This window comes from Streptomyces cyaneochromogenes, from assembly GCF_003963535.1.
Lineage (GTDB): Bacteria > Actinomycetota > Actinomycetes > Streptomycetales > Streptomycetaceae > Streptomyces > Streptomyces shaanxiensis.
On record NZ_CP034539.1, the window covers coordinates 5,069,207 to 5,088,116 of the forward strand.

Annotated in this window: 18 protein-coding genes; 10 read left to right on the forward strand and 8 right to left on the reverse strand. The window is 69.3% G+C overall.

The genetic code is table 11. The features are described 5' to 3' along the window. The first annotated feature begins 42 nt into the window (after positions 1-42). Complete coding sequence (locus EJ357_RS23000) at positions 43-435, forward strand: cyclophilin-like fold protein (protein ID WP_126393456.1); 393 nt, start codon at positions 43-45, stop codon at positions 433-435. Positions 436-451: 16 nt separating this feature from the next. On the opposite strand, the gene hisC is transcribed toward EJ357_RS23000, so the two are convergent. Beyond that, the gene (hisC, locus tag EJ357_RS23005; protein WP_126393457.1) at positions 452-1,531 is read right to left on the reverse strand and encodes a histidinol-phosphate transaminase; all 1,080 of its coding nucleotides are present in this window, start codon (positions 1,529-1,531) and stop codon (positions 452-454) included. Between the two features lie 428 nt (positions 1,532-1,959). Here hisC and EJ357_RS23010 point away from each other — a divergent pair, with 428 nt between their 5' ends. From EJ357_RS23010 to EJ357_RS23020, 3 genes are all read left to right on the forward strand, one after another. Beyond that, the gene (locus EJ357_RS23010; protein ID WP_126393458.1) at positions 1,960-3,072 is read left to right on the forward strand and encodes a LacI family DNA-binding transcriptional regulator; all 1,113 of its coding nucleotides are present in this window, start codon (positions 1,960-1,962) and stop codon (positions 3,070-3,072) included. A 307-nt stretch (positions 3,073-3,379) separates the two neighbouring features. After that, complete coding sequence (locus EJ357_RS23015; RefSeq protein WP_126393459.1) at positions 3,380-4,456, forward strand: metallophosphoesterase; 1,077 nt, start codon at positions 3,380-3,382, stop codon at positions 4,454-4,456. A gap of 193 nt (positions 4,457-4,649) precedes the next feature. After that, positions 4,650-5,519: a hypothetical protein gene (locus EJ357_RS23020; RefSeq protein ID WP_126393460.1), complete on the forward strand. Its 870-nt coding sequence runs from the start codon at positions 4,650-4,652 to the stop codon at positions 5,517-5,519. 188 nt (positions 5,520-5,707) lie between these two features. On the opposite strand, the gene thiC is transcribed toward EJ357_RS23020, so the two are convergent. Beyond that, the gene (gene thiC, locus EJ357_RS23025; RefSeq protein WP_126393461.1) at positions 5,708-7,492 is read right to left on the reverse strand and encodes a phosphomethylpyrimidine synthase ThiC; all 1,785 of its coding nucleotides are present in this window, start codon (positions 7,490-7,492) and stop codon (positions 5,708-5,710) included. 475 nt (positions 7,493-7,967) lie between these two features. Here thiC and EJ357_RS23030 point away from each other — a divergent pair, with 475 nt between their 5' ends. Next, the gene (locus EJ357_RS23030) at positions 7,968-9,521 is read left to right on the forward strand and encodes a YibE/F family protein (RefSeq protein ID WP_407698510.1); all 1,554 of its coding nucleotides are present in this window, start codon (positions 7,968-7,970) and stop codon (positions 9,519-9,521) included. Between the two features lie 301 nt (positions 9,522-9,822). On the opposite strand, the gene EJ357_RS23035 is transcribed toward EJ357_RS23030, so the two are convergent. The 4 genes from EJ357_RS23035 to EJ357_RS23050 form a co-directional block, all read right to left on the reverse strand. Continuing rightward, positions 9,823-10,260, reverse strand: a complete 438-nt coding sequence (locus tag EJ357_RS23035) for an SsgA family sporulation/cell division regulator (RefSeq protein WP_062707976.1) — start codon at positions 10,258-10,260, stop codon at positions 9,823-9,825. A 98-nt stretch (positions 10,261-10,358) separates the two neighbouring features. Next, entirely contained in the window at positions 10,359-11,072 is a 714-nt protein-coding gene (locus tag EJ357_RS23040; protein WP_126393462.1) for an IclR family transcriptional regulator, read from the reverse strand. A 351-nt stretch (positions 11,073-11,423) separates the two neighbouring features. Then, on the reverse strand, positions 11,424-11,636 hold the full coding sequence (locus EJ357_RS23045; protein ID WP_030048440.1) for a DUF5326 family protein: 213 nt from the start codon (positions 11,634-11,636) through the stop codon (positions 11,424-11,426). Between the two features lie 181 nt (positions 11,637-11,817). Continuing rightward, complete coding sequence (locus EJ357_RS23050) at positions 11,818-12,135, reverse strand: cupin domain-containing protein (RefSeq protein ID WP_019755167.1); 318 nt, start codon at positions 12,133-12,135, stop codon at positions 11,818-11,820. A 60-nt stretch (positions 12,136-12,195) separates the two neighbouring features. On the opposite strand from EJ357_RS23050, the gene EJ357_RS23055 reads away from it, so the two are divergent. The 5 genes from EJ357_RS23055 to EJ357_RS23075 all read left to right on the forward strand — a co-directional run bounded on the left by EJ357_RS23055 (position 12,196) and on the right by EJ357_RS23075 (position 15,990). After that, positions 12,196-12,573 (forward strand): phage holin family protein, encoded by a 378-nt coding sequence (locus EJ357_RS23055; RefSeq protein ID WP_126393463.1) that lies wholly within the window; start codon positions 12,196-12,198, stop codon positions 12,571-12,573. A 7-nt stretch (positions 12,574-12,580) separates the two neighbouring features. Next, on the forward strand, positions 12,581-13,072 hold the full coding sequence (locus EJ357_RS23060; RefSeq protein WP_126393464.1) for a low molecular weight protein-tyrosine-phosphatase: 492 nt from the start codon (positions 12,581-12,583) through the stop codon (positions 13,070-13,072). Then, on the forward strand, positions 13,069-14,223 hold the full coding sequence (locus EJ357_RS23065; RefSeq protein WP_126393465.1) for a cystathionine gamma-lyase: 1,155 nt from the start codon (positions 13,069-13,071) through the stop codon (positions 14,221-14,223). Before EJ357_RS23060 ends, EJ357_RS23065 begins: the two co-directional genes overlap by 4 nt. 244 nt (positions 14,224-14,467) lie before the next feature. Continuing rightward, positions 14,468-15,373, forward strand: coding sequence for a LysR family transcriptional regulator (locus tag EJ357_RS23070; RefSeq protein WP_126393466.1), 906 nt, complete (start codon positions 14,468-14,470; stop codon positions 15,371-15,373). 134 nt (positions 15,374-15,507) lie between these two features. Continuing rightward, on the forward strand, positions 15,508-15,990 hold the full coding sequence (locus EJ357_RS23075; protein ID WP_093907682.1) for an NUDIX domain-containing protein: 483 nt from the start codon (positions 15,508-15,510) through the stop codon (positions 15,988-15,990). Between the two features lie 12 nt (positions 15,991-16,002). On the opposite strand, the gene EJ357_RS23080 is transcribed toward EJ357_RS23075, so the two are convergent. Together EJ357_RS23080 and EJ357_RS23085 are read right to left on the reverse strand one after the other, a co-directional pair. After that, positions 16,003-17,745, reverse strand: coding sequence for a globin domain-containing protein (locus tag EJ357_RS23080; protein ID WP_126393467.1), 1,743 nt, complete (start codon positions 17,743-17,745; stop codon positions 16,003-16,005). A 394-nt stretch (positions 17,746-18,139) separates the two neighbouring features. After that, a complete protein-coding gene (locus EJ357_RS23085; protein ID WP_126393468.1) occupies positions 18,140-18,772 on the reverse strand; it encodes an HAD family hydrolase in 633 nt (210 codons plus the stop codon). Positions 18,773-18,910: the final 138 nt, after the last annotated feature.

Here is an 18,910-nt window from a genome sequence, read left to right on the forward strand (position 1 = left end):
AACCCCTTGGCGCGAACTTCAACATATTGTTGAATCGAGGGCATGCAGACACACCGACCACAGCAGATCCGAATCTCCTGGCCGGCGGGACACCTCACCGCAACCCTCGACGACACCCCGACCACGCAGGCCCTCGCCAAGGCCCTGCCCCTCGCCTCCACCGCCCGCACCTGGGGCGAGGAGGTCTACTTCGACACGGGCGTCACCGTTCCACGTGAAACCAACGCCCGGCAGGTCGTCGACCCCGGCACGGTCGCCTTCTGGACGGACGGCGACGCGCTCGCCCTCCCCTACGGGCCCACGCCGATCTCGCGGGGCGACGAATGCCGCCTCGCGAGTCCGTGCAACGTCCTGGGACGCCTCGACGGCGACCCCCGGGTCCTGGCCACGGTGCGCGACGGTGACCCCGTACGCGTGGAACTCGTAGACGCCTGACCCTGCTCGCGGAGTCCTACAGCTCCTTCTGGAACCCTTCCGCCACCTTCAGGAAGATGTCGTTCGCCTCGACCTCTCCGATCGTCACCCGCACACCCTCGCCCGGGAACGGCCGGACCACCACGCCGTGCTGCTCGCACGCGGCCGCGAAGTCGACCGTGCGCTCCCCCAGTCGCAGCCACACGAAGTTGGCCTGGGTCTCGGGCACCGTCCAGCCCTGGGCACGCAGCCCGTCGACCACGCGGCTGCGCTCGCCCACCAACGAGCCGACCCGTCCGAGCAGTTCGTCCTCCGCGCGCAGCGAGGCGATGGCCGCGTCCTGCGCGAGCTGGCTCACCCCGAAGGGCACCGCCGTCTTGCGCAGCGCCGCGGCGACCGGCTCCTGGGCGATCGCGAAACCGACACGGAGACCGGCGAGGCCGTATGCCTTGGAGAACGTCCGCAGGACGCACACGTTCGGCCGCTCACGGTAGATCTCGACACCGTCCGGCACCTCGGGATCACGAATGAACTCGCGGTACGCCTCGTCGAGCACCACCAGCACATCGCCGGGCACCCGGTCGAGGAACCGCTCCAGCTCGGCCCGCCTCACGACGGTGCCCGTCGGGTTGTTGGGGTTGCAGACGAAGATCATCCTGGTGCGGTCGGTGATGGCGGCGGCCATCGCGTCCAGGTCGTGCACATCACCCGGCGTCAGCGGGACCTTCACCGAGGTGGCGCCGCTGATCTGCGTGATGATCGGGTACGCCTCGAAGGACCGCCAGGCGTAGATGACCTCGTCGCCGGGCCCGGAGGTGGCCTGGATCAGCTGCTGCGCGACACCGACCGAACCGGTGCCGGTGGCCACATGGGAGGCCGGGACGCCGAAGCGCTCGGCCAGCTCGTTCATCAGCCCCGTACACATCATGTCCGGGTAGCGGTTGAACGACGAGGCGGCGGCCGTCACGGACTCCATCACGCCGGGCAGCGGCGGATAGGGGTTCTCGTTCGAGGACAGCTTGTAGGCCACCGGACCACCCGCCGCGGCAGGCTTGCCGGGCTTATAGGTGGGGATCCCCTCCAGCTCGGCGCGCAGCTTGGGGCTCGTCTCGCTCACCGCAGTCCTCCTCGCGACCACCGGCGGCCCGTCATCACCGCCGGCTCCAATACTCCTCACCTTATGAGGATTCCCCGCCGATGCGTACAGGTGAGACGCCTTCGACTGCGGACCCCTTCTGTCACACCTGCATCAGGGGCATCACCGTACGAAGCTGTACGAATTAGGGGGCGCATCACACATATATCTACGCGCCGGTGGCTCACTCCGTGGCGCGCATCCCTCGTGAAGGTGAGTTGAGACCTCTTCGAAACATCGGGCACTTGGCAGGCCCATACGTGCCGACAAGTCAGGTCCTACTATTGGATCGTTCAACTCCCTTGCTTTCCAAGGACTTTGACGCCCCATGACCTTGCAGAAACGTGCCTGTCAACGCGTGCATATGCGTCCGCACTACCCCACCGGATGAGCCCTACTATCGGCTCGCCATGACAGCAGCAGGGAAGCACCAGGTGAGCCGCGCGGAAACCTCACGCCGAGGCAGTCGGCCCGGGCGGGCGGGGATCAGAGACGTGGCCGCCGCTGCCGGGGTCTCCATCACAACCGTCTCCGACGCCCTCAACGGCAAGGGTCGGCTCCCCGACGCCACCCGACGCCACGTCCGCGAGGTCGCCGACCGACTGGGCTACCGGCCCTCGGCCGCGGCCCGCACACTCCGTACCGGCAAATCAGGCCTCATCGGCCTGACCGTGACGACGTACGGGGATGAACCTTTCACCTTCACCGAGTTCGCGTACTTCGCCGAGATGGCCCGTGCGGCCACCTCGGCCGCGCTCGCCCGCGGCTACGCCCTCGTGATCCTCCCCGCGACCTCGCGCCACGACGTGTGGTCGAACGTCGCCCTCGACGGCACGGTCGTCATCGACCCGTCCGACCAGGACCCCGTCGTCAGCGAGCTGGTCAGACAGGGTCTGCCGGTCGTCTCCGACGGCCGCCCGGCCGGCTCGCTCCCGGTCACCGCCTGGGTCGACAACGATCACGAGGCCGCCGTACTCGGCATCCTCGACCACCTGGCCGACGCGGGCGCCCGCCGGATCGGTCTGCTGACCGGCACCACGACGGACACGTACACCCATCTTTCGACCACCGCCTACCTGCGCTGGTGCGAGAGGGTCGGCCAGGACCCGGTGTACGAGGCCTACCCGGCACATGATCCGTGCGCCGGAGCCGTCGCCGCCGACCGGCTGCTCGCCCGCCCGGACCGGCCCGACGCCGTCTACGGCCTGTTCGACCCGAACGGCACCGATCTGCTCGCCGCCGCGCGCCGCTACGGCCTGCGCGTGCCGGACGACCTGCTGCTGGTCTGCTGCAGCGAGTCGGTCGTCTACGCCAACACCGAGCCGCCCATCACCACGCTCTCCCTCAAACCGCGCCGCATCGGCACGGCCGTGGTCCAGCTCCTCATCGACGCCATCGAGGGAGTGGACTCGGACCGGCCGGTCGAGCAGGTGATACCGACCGAACTGATCGTGCGTACCTCGTCCCAGCGACGGCCGCCGCGTACGACGGTCAGCCCGCCGCGGTCGCCGGAGGAGCGCTAGCGGGAGGCCGGGGGCGGCAGACGCGGGCCGGGGGAGTCGGCCGACGCAGGCCGGGCGAAGGTGAAACGCAGGTCCGAGAGCGCCGGAGACGAGTCAGGGAGCGACGGCGAACACGGTCATCGGACGGCCGAAGCCCGGCCCAATCGGGGCGAAAGCCGCGGTGAACAGGAGTCCTGCTCCGATTCACCACCCCTGGGTCATCACATGGCGCGATCGGCATTCCTATGATGGGCCCACGACACCCGCGGGCCGCTGCGACCAGGCAGTCCGATGCGGTGCAGCTGCGGCGCGATGGTGGAGGGGTCTGATGACTCAGGGGGCCGGTCAGGGACCCGAGGTGGAGCGGACGGCGACGTTGCGCGACTTCCGGGTGCCCGCTTACGTCCACGAGACCGGTCCGTACGGCCACAGCACACACCCGGGTGACGTCGCGCCGCCCGTAGGCGAGGCCTATCCGGAGGGATACACGCCGACGCAGCGCGACCTGCCCGTCATCAATCGCGGTGACACGGTTCAGGTGCAGGTCGACCCGGCCTCCCTGCCCGCCCCGGCGTCCGGAGGCGGTGTCGGCCCGCTGTTCGTCGTCGGCGACGTGCACGGCTATCTCGACGAGCTGGTGGCCGCCCTCCAGGAGAAGGGCCTCATCGACTCGGCGGGGAACTGGAGCGCGGGCACCGCCCGGCTGTGGTTCCTCGGCGACTTCACCGACCGCGGCCCGGACGGCATCGGCGTCATCGACCTCGTGATGCGTCTCTCCGCGGAGGCGGCGGCTGCCGGCGGCTACTGCAAGGCCCTCATGGGCAACCACGAGCTGCTGCTGATCGGTGCCAAGCGGTTCGGCGACACCCCCGTCAACTCCGGCGCGGGCACCGCCACCTTCCAGGCGGCCTGGCTGCTCAACGGCGGCCAGAAGACCGACATGGACCGTCTCCAGGACCACCACCTGCAGTGGATGTCGCGGCTGGACGCCGTGGAAGAGGTCGACGGCCACCTGCTCGTGCACTCGGACACCACCGCCTATCTCGACTACGGCGACTCGATCGAGGCGGTCAACGACACCGTCCGCGAGACGCTCGCACGCAACGACGCCGACGAAGTCTGGGATCTCTTCCGCAAGTTCACCAAGCGCTTCTCCTTCCGCGACGAGGGCGGCGCCGACCATGTGCGCTCCCTGCTCGATACGTACGGCGGCACCCGCATCGTTCACGGCCACAGTCCCATCCCCTACCTCCTGGGAGAGGTCGGCTCCGACGAGGGCGAGGACGACAGCAGGCCCTTGGTCGAGGGACCGCACGTCTACGCCGAAGGCCTCGCCATCGCGATGGACGGCGGCGTGACCATGGCCGGAAAGCTGCTGGTCCAGCAACTTCCCCTGGATATCTGACCGTTCACGGGGCAGACGTCGCCCCAGGAGGCAGTGACGGCAGACGGCGCAGGCCAGGGCCCAATTTTTGGAAACCCCCTGTCACCGTGTGCCGTCACCGCTCTACCATCGGCTTATCCGTAGCAGGCTCCCCTCCGTTTCTGCCCGACGGCTCGTTGCCATGCGAGCCCCAAGCCCTACGGAGCATCGGGGGATGCACATGAACAGCGTTCCGCAGCACCTGTACAGCGAGGACCGCCAGGATTACGAGCGGATCCTCGACGAGGCGCTGCGCTCCGCACCACACCGCCCGGAACTGACCGCTGTCGGACAGCGGCTCAACCCCGAACAGCTGCGCACCATGGCGCTCAACGCCACCGCACTCATCACGGCGGCCGCGGCGACCGAGTACCAGCACTACGTGAAGGTCCGCGAGGAACTGCGCCAGCCGGCGCCGTCCACCCCGTCGTCCGCCCGCGAGTCCGGCTCCACCGAGTCGGGCACGGGTGCGATGGGGCTCGCCACCACCATGGGAGAAGTCGCCGAGACAGCCGGCCCGGGCGTCGTCGCCGTGCTCGCCGTCCTGGCACCCGTCCTCGCCGGCACCGCCGCGGCGATCTTCCTGCTCGTCGGCTACATCCTGAAGATGTTCGACCCCGAGCCGGCGTTCGCCACGACGATGCTCACCACCGGCTGGGTGTTCGGTGCCGTGGCGGCGGCCGCGATCCTGGTCGCCGCCGTCGGCCTTCTGCTCACCGCCCTGCGCAACCGGCCCGCGTTCGACGCCGGACCGTACGGCGAACTGAGCGAGGAGGTCTCCCGGGCCAGGGAAGCCTGGCGTGGGGCCCTGCTGGAGCGCGGCATCCTGCCCTTCCTTCGGGAGGCACTCGCCGACCCCGGCACGGCATCGGCACTGCACCGCACGCCACCGTCGACACCCGCGGGCCGCATTCCGAACCTCGGCTACGCCCGCCCGGGTTTCAGCAGCCCGGACGACGGTGCCTCGCGGGGCGCACGGCCGAGCTTCTCGAGCCCGGACTACACCAGCCCGGACTTCGGAGGGCCGGAACACCAGCCGGAGTAGCCCCTCGGCTTGCGCCTCCGCGTAGGAGAGCCCCGCCAGGGGAACTCCACCTCGACGGAACCCCGGGGAGACCCCTCGGGGAGGCGCAAGCCGAACAGCCGGGCAGCACGCCGGCGCCCGGACGTGCGCCGGACAACCGGACACGCGCCGGACACCAGGGCACGGCGCCCTGGGTCAGGACGTCGACGTCAGTCCGCGATCGGCAGGTACACCCGGTTGCCCGCCGCCGCGAACTCCTTCGACTTCTGAGCCATGCCCTCCTCGATGTCCTCCCGGGACTCGCCGTGTTGGCGGCGGATGTCCTGGGAGATCTTCATCGAGCAGAACTTAGGCCCGCACATGGAGCAGAAGTGAGCCGTCTTGGCGGGCTCGGCCGGAAGGGTCTCGTCGTGGAACTCCCGTGCCGTGTCCGGGTCGAGGGCGAGGTTGAACTGGTCCTCCCACCGGAACTCGAAGCGGGCGTCGGACAGCGCGTCGTCCCACTCCTGCGCACCGGGATGCCCCTTGGCGAGGTCGGCCGCGTGGGCGGCGATCTTGTAGGTGATGACGCCGGTCTTGACGTCGTCACGGTTGGGCAGGCCCAGGTGCTCCTTGGGCGTGACGTAGCAGAGCATCGCCGTGCCCCACCAGGCGATCATCGCGGCACCGATGCCGGACGTGATGTGGTCGTACGCTGGCGCGACGTCCGTGGTCAGCGGGCCGAGCGTATAGAACGGAGCTTCATCGCAGATCTCCTGCTGAAGGTCGATGTTCTCCTTGATCTTGTGCATCGGGACATGTCCCGGGCCCTCGATCATGGTCTGTACGTTGAAACGCTTGGCGATCGTGTTGAGTTCCCCGAGCGTCCTCAACTCAGCGAACTGAGCCTCGTCGTTGGCGTCCGCGATCGAGCCGGGCCTGAGGCCGTCGCCCAGGGAGTATGTGACGTCGTAGGTCGCGAGGATCTCGCAGAGCTCCTCGAAGTTCTCGTACAGGAAGCTCTCCCTGTGGTGCGCCAGGCACCACGCGGCCATGATCGAGCCGCCGCGCGAGACGATGCCGGTCTTGCGGTTGGCGGTGAGCGGCACGTACGGCAGGCGCACGCCGGCATGGACCGTCATGTAGTCCACGCCCTGCTCGGCCTGTTCGATGACCGTGTCCTTGTAGATCTCCCAGGTCAGCTCCTCGGCGCGGCCGTCGACCTTCTCCAGCGCCTGGTAGAGCGGCACCGTGCCGATCGGCACGGGGGAGTTGCGCAGCACCCACTCGCGGGTGGTGTGGATGTTGCGGCCGGTGGACAGGTCCATGACCGTGTCGGCGCCCCAGCGAGTCGCCCAGGTCATCTTCTCGACCTCCTCCTCGATGGAGGAGGTGACCGCGGAGTTGCCGATGTTGGCGTTGACCTTCACCAGGAACCGCTTGCCGATGATCATCGGCTCGATCTCCGGGTGGTTGACGTTGGCGGGCAGCACCGCCCGTCCCGCCGCGATCTCGTCGCGGACCACTTCGGGAGAAACGTTCTCCCGGATGGCCACGAACTCCATCTCGGGCGTGATCTCGCCCCGACGGGCGTAGGCGAGCTGCGTGACCGCCTTGCCGTCGCGGCTGCGACGCGGCTGGCGCGGCCGCCCGGGGAAGACCGCGTCGAGGTTGCGCAGACCGCCACGCGGCGACGTGTGCTTGATTCCGTCGTCCTCGGGACGCACGGGACGGCCCGCGTACTCCGCGGTGTCGCCGCGGGCGATGATCCAGTTCTCCCGTAGCGGGGGCAAGCCCCTGCGGACGTCCGTCTCGGCCAATGGATCGGTGTACGGGCCCGACGTGTCGTACAGCGTGACCGACTGCCCGTTGGTGAGGTGCACCTGGCGGACCGGCACCCGCAGATCGGGGCGTGAGCCCTCGACATACGCCTTGTGCCAGCCGATGGACTTTCCGGCCTCCTGGGACTTCTCGCCCTGGACGGAGGCAGGCGTGCGTGCGTCCTCGTTGGTCATGAGACCTACTCCCTACGCCGGCATTACCCGGTAACAGGTTCGGCGGTCGACGCAGCGGTTTCCGTCTGCCGACGTTTCGTGTGAAACATCACTCGCGATGGGTGATGTTTCATGTGAAACATCGCTGGGACGGAGGTCAGCGCCCTCTCAGCCCGGTGCTCCGAGCTCCCGCGTGTACAAAGGTGGCACCACGCTAGCGTCAATTCGGGCGCGGTGAACAGGGGGCCCCGGTCGTTCTTGCGATGATCGGTCGGTGACCTCGACGCATGAACCTCCGTACCCACCGCCTGAGCGGCCCCGTGGATCCGGCACCGGAAACGGCCCCGGGCGGGGCAACGGCCGTACAGACGGCCGGGGTTCGGGGGTTCCCGCGAGCAGATACGACGGTGGGTACGGCCGTGGTCCCGCAGGCGGCCACGACGATCACACGGCCGGCACCGGCGGTTGGCACGAGCACGGATCTGGGGCGGGTGGGATGCAGGAGCCTGGGAGCAGGGGCGGTGGCAGACACGAGGGCGGGCCGGGATCCGGAGGACTGAACGACCACCGTCCCGGCTTCGGTGGGCCGCACGAGCGCGGCCCAGGATCCGGTGGCTCGCCACGGCAGGGGCCCGGCCCAGGTGACGGACACGGGCACGGTTCCGGTGGTGATCACGGACACGGCCACGGGTCCGGCGGCTCGCGTGGCGGCGGTGATGGTGGCGGGTACGGGCACTCGCACAGTCACGCCCACGGTCCTGCGGCCCCCGTCTCCCAGCACCTGCGCAAGGTCATCGCAGCGATCCTGATCCCGTTCGCCGCGGCGGTGGTGGTGGGGCTCGTGGTGCTGTGGCCGGGCGGTGCCCCGTCGCACGAACGCACGGGCGTCGGCTTCGACCGGCAGACACAGCAGGCCACGGTCACCAAGGTGGTCGAGGTGAGCTGCAAGGACGTGGGCGCCTCTGGGGTGCCCCCGACCGGCGGCACCTCCACCGCCGAGGGTTCCTCCGCCGTGCAGCAGGAGAACGGCACCTGCAAGAAGGCGACGATCACCGTCGACACGGGCAAGGACAAGGGCCGTACGTTCACGGAGATCGTGCAGCCCGATCAGTCGCGGCAGTTGGAAGAGGGCCAGAAAGTCGTGGTCGCCTACGAGCCCTCGGCGCCCAAGGACCTGCAGTACTCGGTCACCGATGTGAACCGTAAGTTCCCGATGGCGCTGCTCGCCGGCATCTTCGCACTCGCGGTCGTCGTGGTGGGCCGGATGCGCGGTGTCATGGCGCTCGTCGCGCTGGCCATCAGCTTCCTGGTGCTGACCTTCTTCATCCTGCCGGCGATCCTGCAGGGCTCGAATCCCCTGGTCGTGGCCGTGGTCGGGGCCAGCGCCATCATGCTGATCGCCCTCTACATGTGCCACGGCCTATCGGCCCGTACGTCCGTGGCGGTCCTCGGCACACTGCTCTCGCTGCTGCTGATCGGGCTCCTGGGCTCGGGGTTCATCGACTGGGCCGCCCTGACCGGCAACACGGACGACAACACCGGCCTGATCCACGGGCTGTACCCGTCGATCGACATGAGCGGTCTGCTGCTCGCCGGCGTCATCATCGGTTCCCTCGGTGTCCTCGACGACGTGACGGTCACCCAGACGTCCGCTGTCTGGGAGCTGCACGAGGCCAACCCGACGATGGGCTGGCGCGGCCTGTACCGCGCGGGCATCCGCATCGGCCGCGACCACATCGCGTCGGTCGTCAACACGCTCGTCCTCGCCTATGCGGGCGCCGCGCTGCCGCTACTGCTGCTCTTCTCGATCGCGCAGAGCGGCGTCGGCACGGTCGCCAACAGTGAGCTGGTGGCGGAGGAGATCGTGCGCACGCTGGTGGGCTCCATCGGCCTGGTCGCCTCGGTGCCGGTCACCACCGCGCTCGCGGCCCTGGTGGTCTCGGCCGACCGGCCGGAGAAGGGGACGGCACCGACAGGTGCCCAGCCGGTCCCGGCGGGCGCACAGCCGGCGCCGGGGCGCGGAGGACGGGGACGACGGCGGAAGCGGTGAGACGACGGCGGACGCGCTGAGGTGACGGCGATGACGCTGGGGTGACGGCGATGGCGCTGGGGTGACGGCGATGGCGCTGGGGTGACGGTGGTGGCGCTGGGGTGACGGTGGTGGCGGTGCGGCGGCCGCTGAAGGAGTGAGCCGGCTGTGGAACGGGTGAGAGGTACGCCCGCCGATCCGACACGGCCGGCCTCGCCCATCCGGCGCAATGCGGAGCCCGCCCGGCGAGGAAGAGCTCCCACGCACGCCGTTTGCGCCTGGCGAAGCGTTACGCCACCGCCACCGTGGCTGCCGTGACTCCTCACCCCGCGCTCTGCTCCTCGGCCAGGATGCGGTCCAGGGCCTCGTCGAGATGGGCGTCGAAGTCGGCGAGCGCGCCCTCCTGCCCGAGCGGCACCAGCTTGTCGGTGCGGTCGAGGAAGGCCACGAGCGGTGCCACCGAGGAACGGAACAGCGCCTGGTCGGCGCCGACCTGAAGCCGGATCAGCACATCGCCGAGTGTCTCGGAACCGGCCGGCGAGACCCGTACGTCGCCCTCGCCGCAGGGCCTGCCCACCCCGTCGACCAGCAGTTCGCGGCCGAATGCCCAGGTCACCGGGGCATCGCCGGGCAGGTGGAAGGTCAGCCGCACGGCATAGGGATCACAGGTCTCGTAGCGCAGCTCTACCGGGATGCGGAAGGACAGCTCCTCGGACACGAGAAAGCTCATCATGACCTCTGCCTGTACGGACTCGCGCATCGCCTACCCCGTCGTTTGCCGGTCGACTGGCCGGGAACGGACCCCGACACTGGTGGAATCTTGCTGAACGTACACGAGAGATCACAAGGAGTGAGTTTTCACATACTGATAGAGATCGAGAGTGACCCCAGGAGCCGCCCGACCTCGTCCTGCAGCTGGTGTGCCGCCGACAGCAGCCGGTCGGCCTGGTGAACGGGCAGGGAGATGGCGATCGTCGCGGCCGTACTGCCCACCGTGATCGGGATCGCCGCGCACACCGTGCCCAGCGCGTACTCCTGGCGCTCGGTCACCGGCTCCATCCGGCGGATCCGTTCGAGGCGGCGCAGCAGGGTGCGGCTGTCACGCACCGTGTACGGGGTGATGGCCTGCACGGGATGGCGGTCGAGATGGTCCCGGCGGGCGTCCTCCCCCAGCTGGGACAGCAGGCACTGGCCGATGGCGTGCGCGTGGCCGGTCTCACGGAAGTCGGCCCATTCCTCGACGGCCGGATTGCCCGGGGTGTCGGAGACGCCCATGACCTCGATCTCGCCGTCGCGGTACAGGGCGTAGTACACGGGCAGGCCGAGGGCGTCACGGCAGTGGGCGAGCGCGTCGGCGACCGTGCTGCGACGTTTCTGCTCGGCTCCGCTGCTGCTCAGCCGCACAGCGGCGTCACCCAGGAAGAACAGCCCTCTGTCGCGGCGCAGATAGCCCTCGTGCACCAGGGTGCGCAGCAGGTGGTACGCGGTGGGCAGCGCCAGGCCCGTCTCACGGGCGAGTTGCTTGGCGGGAGCGCCGTATTCGTGCCCGGCGACGCATTCCAGCAGGCGCATCGCACGTTGGACGGATCCGATGAGCGTCGCTGAGTGCGGCTGCTCGGGGGGTGTCGGGGACGCCTGTCGCGGTACCTGGGGACTTGAGGACCGCGGTCGTCCGACGGATGCGTGGGGGTCTGAGGGTGCGGTGTCAACCGTGGCCAAGGGTCACTCCCTGAGCGCGAGGGGGGAGCCCGTGCGGGGGAACACGGGAGGGGTGCACGCCGCTCGCGGGGGCGTCCCCGCGTCGATTTCCGGACTCTATTGGCCCGTCACCGCTCGCTGACGCCCTGCCGGGAAAACTTCCCTCGGCCGAGGGAACCGGTGATTCCTGTTACCGCCCACCGGTCCCCACAGTCCCCACGGCCCTCACCAGTCGCTGCGCGACGAGGAGCTCGAGGTGAACTTCCTTACGACGTAGATCAGTCCACCGACCAGTGCCACGAAGACCAGCACCTTGAAGAGCAGTCCGATGACGAACCCGACGACGCTGGCTATCAGCCCGCCGAACACGACCAGAGCGATGACCGGCACCGCGATCCACTTCACCCACCACGGCAGTCCTGCGAAGATCTCACGCATCGCCCTCGTCCTTACCTCTCCGGCCCGTCACTGTGCCGGGTCCTGATCCTTCGAACCTGCCGATTCATTCGAACCCGCGGATTCCCTGCACTCGATGCTAGGGCGGGCAGGTGCCCGTGCGGGGGCCTCGCAGCCCTTGTCCTCCCCTGATCGATCCCCTAGGGAACCCTGACGCCAAGGGTCAGCTCTCGGGCGGAGAGAACACCACGAGCACCCGCAGATCCTCGCTGATGTGGTGGAACTTGTGGGCGACGCCGGCCGGCACGTAGACGACGCTGCCGCGCGCCACCTGGGTCGTCTCCATGCCGACGGTGATCTGGGCGCGGCCGCTCACAACGAAGTAGACCTCGTCCTGATTGTGCGGCTTCTGTGGATCATGCTCGCCTGCGTTGAGCGCGTACAGCCCGACCGACATGTTCCGCTCACGCAGAAACTGCAGGTAGGCGCCCTCGTTGGCGGCGCGCTCCGCCTCCAGTTCGTCCAGCCGGAATGCCTTCATCGCTGTTGTCCGCCCTCATCCCAGTGCTCATGGCCGATTCCGTCTGCCACGATCAGACACATGAAGAATTTCGTAGTCAAGACGATCGCCAACGCGGGCGCCCTGGCGGTCGCCGTCTGGCTGCTCGACAAGATCACCCTCACCGGTGACAGCACGGGCAAGAAGGTCGGCACCCTGCTCCTCGTCGCGCTGATCTTCGGCGTGGTGAACTTCCTGGTCAAGCCAATAGTCAAGCTGCTGAGCCTGCCGCTGCTCATCCTGACGCTCGGCCTGTTCACACTGGTCGTCAACGCGCTGATGCTGCTGCTGACCTCGTGGCTCGCCGACACGTTCGACCTGAGCTTCCATGTCGAGGGCTTCTGGACCGCGGTGCTCGGCGGCCTGATCATCTCGATCGTCTCCTGGGCGCTCAACGTCGTCCTGCCCGACGGGGACTGAGTACCTCATGACCTACCGCGTCTGCTTCGTCTGCACCGGCAACATCTGCCGCTCGCCGATGGCCGAGTCCGTCTTCAGAGCCCGGGTGGCGGAGGCCGGGCTCGACGGCCTGGTCGAGATCGACAGCGCCGGCACCGGCGGCTGGCACGAGGGCGACCCCGCCGACCCGCGCACCGTCTCCGTCCTCGAGGAGCACGGCTACGACGGCGGCCACACGGCCCGACAGTTCCAGCCGTCCTGGTTCGCCCGTCTCGACCTCGTCATCGCGCTCGACGTGGGCCACCTCAAGGCCCTGCGCCGCCTCGCACCCTCGCCGGAGGACGCGGCGAAGGTGCGGCTGCTGCGTTCCTACGACCCCGCCGCGGACGACGAACTGGACGTGCCGGACCCGTACTACGGCGGCCGGGACGGCTTCGAGGAGTGCCTGGAGATGGTGGAGGCGGCAAGCACGGGCCTGCTCACCGCGGTCCGCGAGCAGGTGGAGGGGCAGGCGGCATGAGCGACGCGCGGACGCAGGGGCTGCCCTCCGGTGACGGGGACGGTACGCGCGCGGTGCGGGCCGGGCTGCCCGAGCCGGTCAAGTACGAGCCCACTCTGCCGGGCCCGGTGTTCGCCGCCCACTACCACCTGCCGGGCGAGCCCACGGGGTCGTACACCTACGGGCGCGACGAGAACCCGACCTGGTCCCACCTCGAGCGTGCCATCGGCGAGTTGGAGGCGCCGGGGGAGGACGGCGTCGAGACGCTGGTCTTCGCGTCGGGCATGGCCGCGACCTCGTCGGTGCTCTTCTCCCAGTTGCGCGCCGGGGACGCGGTCGTCCTGCCCAGCGACGGCTACCAGGCACTGCCCCTGGTGCGTGCGCAGTTGGAGGCGTACGGCATCGAGGTGCGCACGGCGCCGACCGGCGGGGACGCCCAGCTCGGCGTCCTGGACGGCGCGAAGCTGCTGTGGATCGAGACCCCGTCGAACCCCGGCCTCGACGTGTGCGACATCCGGCGGCTCGTCTCGGAGGCACACGCGCGTGGCGCCCTCGTCGCCGTCGACAACACGCTCGCGACGCCCCTCGGGCAGCGGCCGCTGGAACTCGGCGCCGACTTCTCGGTGGCCAGCGGCACCAAGCAGCTCACGGGACATGGCGACGTGCTGCTGGGATACGTCACCGGCCGCGGCGCCGAGGCCATGGCCGCCGTACGGCGCTGGCGCAAGATCGTCGGGGCGATTCCGGGGCCCATGGAGGCCTGGCTGGCGCACCGTTCCCTCGCCACGCTCCACCTGCGCGTCGAGCGGCAGAACGCCAGTGCCCTGGCGGTCGCCGAGGCGCTGCGGGACTGGCCGGAGGAGCTCGGAGTGCGCTATCCGGGGCTGCCCGGGGACCCTTCGCACACGATCGCCTCGCAGCAGATGCGGCGCTATGGGTGCGTGGTGTCCTTCACGCTGCCCACGCGCGCGCGTGCCGAGCGTTTCCTGGACGCCCTGCGGCTCGTCGACGACGCGACCAGCTTCGGCGGTGTGCGGTCCACGGCCGAGCGGCGCGGACGCTGGGGAGGCGACGCCGTGCCGGAGGGCTTCATTCGCATGTCGGTCGGCGCGGAGGATCCCGAGGACCTGGTGGCGGATGTGCTGAGTGCACTGGACGCTTCGGCGAAGTGACCGGAGTCTTGTCCGCGTCCGTTGCCGTCGTCGGTGTCCTCATACATAGAACGGGCGGTCCGAGCCTCCCCCCTCGTGGCTCGGACCGCCCCCGGTTCCGCGCGCGAAGAACCGCGCGAACAAGGCTAGTTGACTCTCTGTCAGTGTCCAATCACAGTAGCGACAGCGACCTATCGACTTATTTATAGTTGGGCCCTGCCTGCCCTGGGGGTGAGGAGAAGGGCGGGGAAGGGGAGGGTGTCGCATGGATCTGGCCTTGTTGCGCACCTTTGTGACCGTGCACCGGGCCGGTTCCTTCACTCGCGCCGCCGCGCTGCTCGGACTCTCCCAGCCGGCGGTGACCTCACAGATCCGCACCCTGGAACGACAGTTGGGCCGCCCTCTCTTCCTGCGCCAGGCCCGCGGAGTGACGCCGACGACCATAGGCGACGAACTCGCCCACAAGGCCGCGCCGCATCTCGACGCCCTGGTGGAGATAGCCGAGACCGGTATCGACGACGACTTCTCGTTACGAACCCTGCACCTGGCCGGCCCGCCCGAGTTCACCGCCGAGCGAGCGCTGCCCGCGCTCACCGAGCTGACCGGCGAGGACAGCCAGGGACTCGCGCTGCGCGCATCCTTCGGCAACGCCGAGGAGACCTTGGAAGGGCTTGCCGCCGGGCATCACGATCTGGCCATCAGTACGGCCCGTCCGCGCGGCGCTCTGCTCACCGCGACTCCGCTCTGCGACGAGGAGCACGTACTCGTCGCCGCTCCCCGCTGGGTCGACCGGATCGGCGCGGGGCAACTGCGCCACAAGGGAGCGCACGCGCTGGAGGACGTTCCGGTGGTAGAGGTCCACGAGTCCCTCCCGTTCGTCTCCCGGTACTGGGCTTCGGTCTACGACTCCCGCCCCGCCGCCCCGGGCACCGCGATCGTCCCGGACCTGCGCGCGGTCCTCGCCTGCGCGGTCGCGGGGGCAGGGCTCGCGGTACTGCCCCGCTATCTGTGCGCGGACGCGCTGGAGCGCGGTGACGTCGTCGCCCTGCATGATCCGCCAGTGCCACCGCTGCGGACGTACTTCCTGGTGGTCCGCACGGGCACGCTGGCGATGCCGCATATCGCGCGGGCCCACGAGTGGCTGCTGAGAGCGGCTTCCGACTGGGCTTGAGCCGGCTTCCCACGGGGCCTGAGCAGCGGCTTCCGAGCAGGCCTGAACTGGGCGTTCGGGTCCGTCACGGCCTGAGCTCGACCGGTGACGTCTCGCGATGTTTCACGTGGAACCAGCCGGGCCACATTTCTCCCATGACCGTCCGACCCGTGGTCAAGCGCACCGCACGCGCCGTTCTGCTGGATGGCGACGACCTGATCCTGATCAAGCGCACCAAGCCTGGTGTGGATCCCTACTGGCTCACTCCCGGTGGTGGGGTCGAGCCGACGGACACGACTGTTGTCGACGCCCTGCACCGTGAGGTGTACGAGGAGCTCGGCGCCAAGATCATCGACGTTGTGCCCTGCTTCGTCGACACCGTCGAGCACATAGGCGAGGACGGCGGCGCGACCGGCGTGAAGGTGCAGCACTTCTTCGTCTGCCGCCTGGAGTCGATGGACACCTCCTTGCGGCACGGGCCCGAGGTGGACGAGCCCATCGGCGAGTACGAGATCGTGCGGGTGCCGTTCACCCGGGTCGGGATCGCCTCGGTCCATCTCGTACCGCTGTCGCTGCGGCACTACCTGGACGGCAACATCGAGGGCGTCCGCGCGATGCACGCCCCGGACCTGGGCTGATCCGACCGAAGGTCAGCTCCCTGTGACGACGAGTTCCTCCACCGAGTCGTGCCGTATGCGCTCGGACGGGATGCCGATGTCTCGCAGCGCGTCCACGCCGCTGCGAATCATGCCGGGCGGTCCGGAAACGTAGGCGTCGTACTCCCTCCAGGGCTGCCCGTACTCCCGTATGGCGTCGGGAAGCTGGAGGAGTCCGTGCCGGTCCACCACCGGGCGGACCTCCAGCCAGGGGTGGGACTGCTGGAGGCGGAGCATCGTGTCGATGTCGTAGAGGTCCTGATTGCTGCGGGCGCCGTAGAAGACCTCGACCGGTCGGCGTTCGCCGTGTTCGGCCACGTCCTCGACGAGTGCCTTGATGGGCGCTATGCCGGTGCCTCCGCCCAGACAGAGCAGGCCACTGTCCGTGGTGTGGTCCACGGTCATCGAACCGCTCGGCGGGCCGAGCCGGATGATGTCCCCCGGCCGGGCGCGGTGCACCATCGCGTTGGAGACCCAGCCGGCGGGCACGGCCTTCACATGGAACGTCAGCAGTCCGTCGGAGCGGGGCGCCGAGGCGAAGGAGTAGTGCCGCCAGATCCTCGGCCACCAGGGCGTCTCGAGGCTCGTGTACTGCCCGGCGAGGAAGGGATAGGGCTGGTCGGGACGGACGGTGACGACCGCTACGTCCCGGGTCCTGAGATCGTGCGACACGACCTCCGCGTACCACCAGGCCGGGGCACGTAGTTCGTCCGCCGCAGCCGCGTCGATCATGACCTGCGAGATCGTCGTGTACGCCCGGACCCAGGCGGCCTCCATCTCCCCGTTCCAGACACCGGCGCCGTACTTGCTCAGCGCGCCGATGAGGCACTCGCCGACCGCCGGGTAGTGCTCGGGCCGGGTGCCGTACTTGCGGTGGCCGCGGCCGAGGTTCTGGAGGTAGTCGACGAGGACGGGCTTGTTGTCGATGTGCTCGGCCGCGGTGAGCAAGGCCTTGAGCAGCCGGTCCCGCTGGGTGTCCATCGCGGCCGGGAACAGGGACCGCAGGTCGGGGTGGCGCACGAAGAGCAGCGCGTAGAAGTACGAGGTGACCTTGTCGGCGACGGGGCCCACCTCGGCCATCGTCCGGCGGATCAGGATGGCGTCCGGAGACGCGGCTTGGGGCGGGGTGGGGCGCTGGGTCGGGACGTGCACTTGGGGGGAGGCCGGGGATACGGGGGTGCTGCTCGATATCGCCTGGTGGGCCGTGGCGGCCCGGGTGGCGGCGGCCTGAACGGGAGTGGGGGGCGCCTGGCCCGGGGACTGGGGCGAGGCGAAGGCGGGGACGGGCGGCTCCTGGCCTGGAGCCGGGTCGACGGCTGGGGCACCTTGGCCTGTGGCCGAGGCCGGCTGCCCGGACAGCGGAGGCGATATATGGCTCGGGGCGGTGGCGGCTGGAGTCGGTATCGCGGCCGGTACGCCTCGTTCCGGGGCGGGATGTGCGACGGGGTCCGGCGCGCCGGGACCGGAGCCGACATCCGCGGGGGCCGACGGCGCCGGGACGTCCGTCGTGGCGGGCTGTGTGCCGTCCTGGGGCGGCGGGCCCGTGCCCGCGCCCGTCGCTGTCCTGCCGACCGGGCGCATCGCGGCCAGACGGCGGCCCTCGGCCGTCTCCTGTTCGGTGCCCGGTGTCGCCGCCGGCTGCTTGCGCGGCGTGAACCAGCCGCCCCCGCCGCCGGAAGTGCCGTTGTCGGCCGACGTGGTGGTCGGAGCGTCCATGGTGTGCCTCGCCTCGAACATCTTTCGGTCGGTCTGCGCACTTCCTCGATCGGAAGGTGCCTGCTTCCCCCGCGACGGCTTGCTCTTCCCCGTTCGTTGCCGTGGCCAATGCGGCCACATACAACCCGTATTCACGCTCAGTACGGACAAGTAAGGCGACAGTGTGACATTGGCCGCAGTACTCCCACCGAAGCATCCCACCGCGTGTGAGCGCCCCGGCCGCATACCCGAGAATGCGGGTCTTCGATCTCTCCGTCCCATTAGGCTGCTTTGCCTTGCGGCCGGTCCGGGCTGGGAGTCCGCATCACAGCTCGGACACGAACCGGAGTCGACCCTACCGGCCGACGCCCCGATCACAAGTCCCCCCTTCCTCTCTCACGAATCGGGCGCGGCGGCGAACGAGCAATTCCTTCAATTACCGGCCGCTGCGCACCAATTCATAGGCTTCCCATAGATCCATCCCCATGTAGGAGTGGGTCGCGAGTCCGGCCAGATGACGATCCGCATTGACAGCGACGGAAACCGGGACGGCTCCGAACAGGTCCTTGTCCGACAGTGAATCGCCATAGGCGACGCAGTTGGCCCGTGTCACCCCGAACTCCTCGCAGAGCCGGTCGGCAATCAGGACCTTGGCCGCGGCACTGAGCGCTCCTGCCGGGTCCACGGGCTCGGTGAACGGCACGGCTGGAAAGCGGGACCCGTACGCCGCGTGCGCTCCCCAGCCCGTCAGCCGCTCCACGAAGAAGGACGGTGAGAGGGATACGACGGCGCAGTACTCGCCCTGTCCCCTGATCTCCGCCCAGACGTCACGGATCCGGGCCAGCCAAGGAGCGCCCTCGAAAGCGGCCACCACATGGGCCTCGGTGAGATCCGCCCAGAGCGCGTGCACCCGCGTCGCGTACTCCGGTGGCCCGATCAGCCCCGCCGAGATCTCCCGGTCGAGCGCCACGGTCTCCGCTTCCAGCCCGAGTTGCCGTGAGATCTCCACGGGGGCGGATGTTCCGTGCAGGAGCGTGCCGTCGAGGTCGAAGAGGTGAAGTCTCGCCATGGGCCTTGAGGCTAACGGGACGGCTGATGCTCCCCTGTTTCGGCATGAACGCTCACCGAAAGCCCTTGACGGTCGCCTGCTGATGGACGCTCGCCGTTCGTCCATGTTTCACGTGAAACACCCGGCGTCAGTCGGCAC

Bases quoted from the DNA above. Each gene is read 5' to 3' on its own strand.
- EJ357_RS23080 (WP_126393467.1), bottom strand. From the start codon at position 17,745: ATGTTCGAGGCGAGGCACACCATGGACGCTCCGACCACCACGTCGGCC.
- EJ357_RS23065 (WP_126393465.1), top strand. From the start codon at position 13,069: ATGAGCGACGCGCGGACGCAGGGGCTGCCCTCCGGTGACGGGGACGGT.
- EJ357_RS23085 (WP_126393468.1), bottom strand. From the start codon at position 18,772: ATGGCGAGACTTCACCTCTTCGACCTCGACGGCACGCTCCTGCACGGA.
- EJ357_RS23030 (WP_407698510.1), top strand. From the start codon at position 7,968: ATGCAGGAGCCTGGGAGCAGGGGCGGTGGCAGACACGAGGGCGGGCCG.
- thiC (WP_126393461.1), bottom strand. From the start codon at position 7,492: ATGACCAACGAGGACGCACGCACGCCTGCCTCCGTCCAGGGCGAGAAG.
- EJ357_RS23015 (WP_126393459.1), top strand. From the start codon at position 3,380: ATGACTCAGGGGGCCGGTCAGGGACCCGAGGTGGAGCGGACGGCGACG.
- EJ357_RS23070 (WP_126393466.1), top strand. From the start codon at position 14,468: ATGGATCTGGCCTTGTTGCGCACCTTTGTGACCGTGCACCGGGCCGGT.
- EJ357_RS23040 (WP_126393462.1), bottom strand. From the start codon at position 11,072: ATGCGCCTGCTGGAATGCGTCGCCGGGCACGAATACGGCGCTCCCGCC.
- EJ357_RS23055 (WP_126393463.1), top strand. From the start codon at position 12,196: ATGAAGAATTTCGTAGTCAAGACGATCGCCAACGCGGGCGCCCTGGCG.
- EJ357_RS23075 (WP_093907682.1), top strand. From the start codon at position 15,508: ATGACCGTCCGACCCGTGGTCAAGCGCACCGCACGCGCCGTTCTGCTG.
- EJ357_RS23050 (WP_019755167.1), bottom strand. From the start codon at position 12,135: ATGAAGGCATTCCGGCTGGACGAACTGGAGGCGGAGCGCGCCGCCAAC.
- EJ357_RS23020 (WP_126393460.1), top strand. From the start codon at position 4,650: ATGCACATGAACAGCGTTCCGCAGCACCTGTACAGCGAGGACCGCCAG.
- EJ357_RS23010 (WP_126393458.1), top strand. From the start codon at position 1,960: ATGACAGCAGCAGGGAAGCACCAGGTGAGCCGCGCGGAAACCTCACGC.
- EJ357_RS23000 (WP_126393456.1), top strand. From the start codon at position 43: ATGCAGACACACCGACCACAGCAGATCCGAATCTCCTGGCCGGCGGGA.
- EJ357_RS23060 (WP_126393464.1), top strand. From the start codon at position 12,581: ATGACCTACCGCGTCTGCTTCGTCTGCACCGGCAACATCTGCCGCTCG.
- EJ357_RS23035 (WP_062707976.1), bottom strand. From the start codon at position 10,260: ATGCGCGAGTCCGTACAGGCAGAGGTCATGATGAGCTTTCTCGTGTCC.
- EJ357_RS23045 (WP_030048440.1), bottom strand. From the start codon at position 11,636: ATGCGTGAGATCTTCGCAGGACTGCCGTGGTGGGTGAAGTGGATCGCG.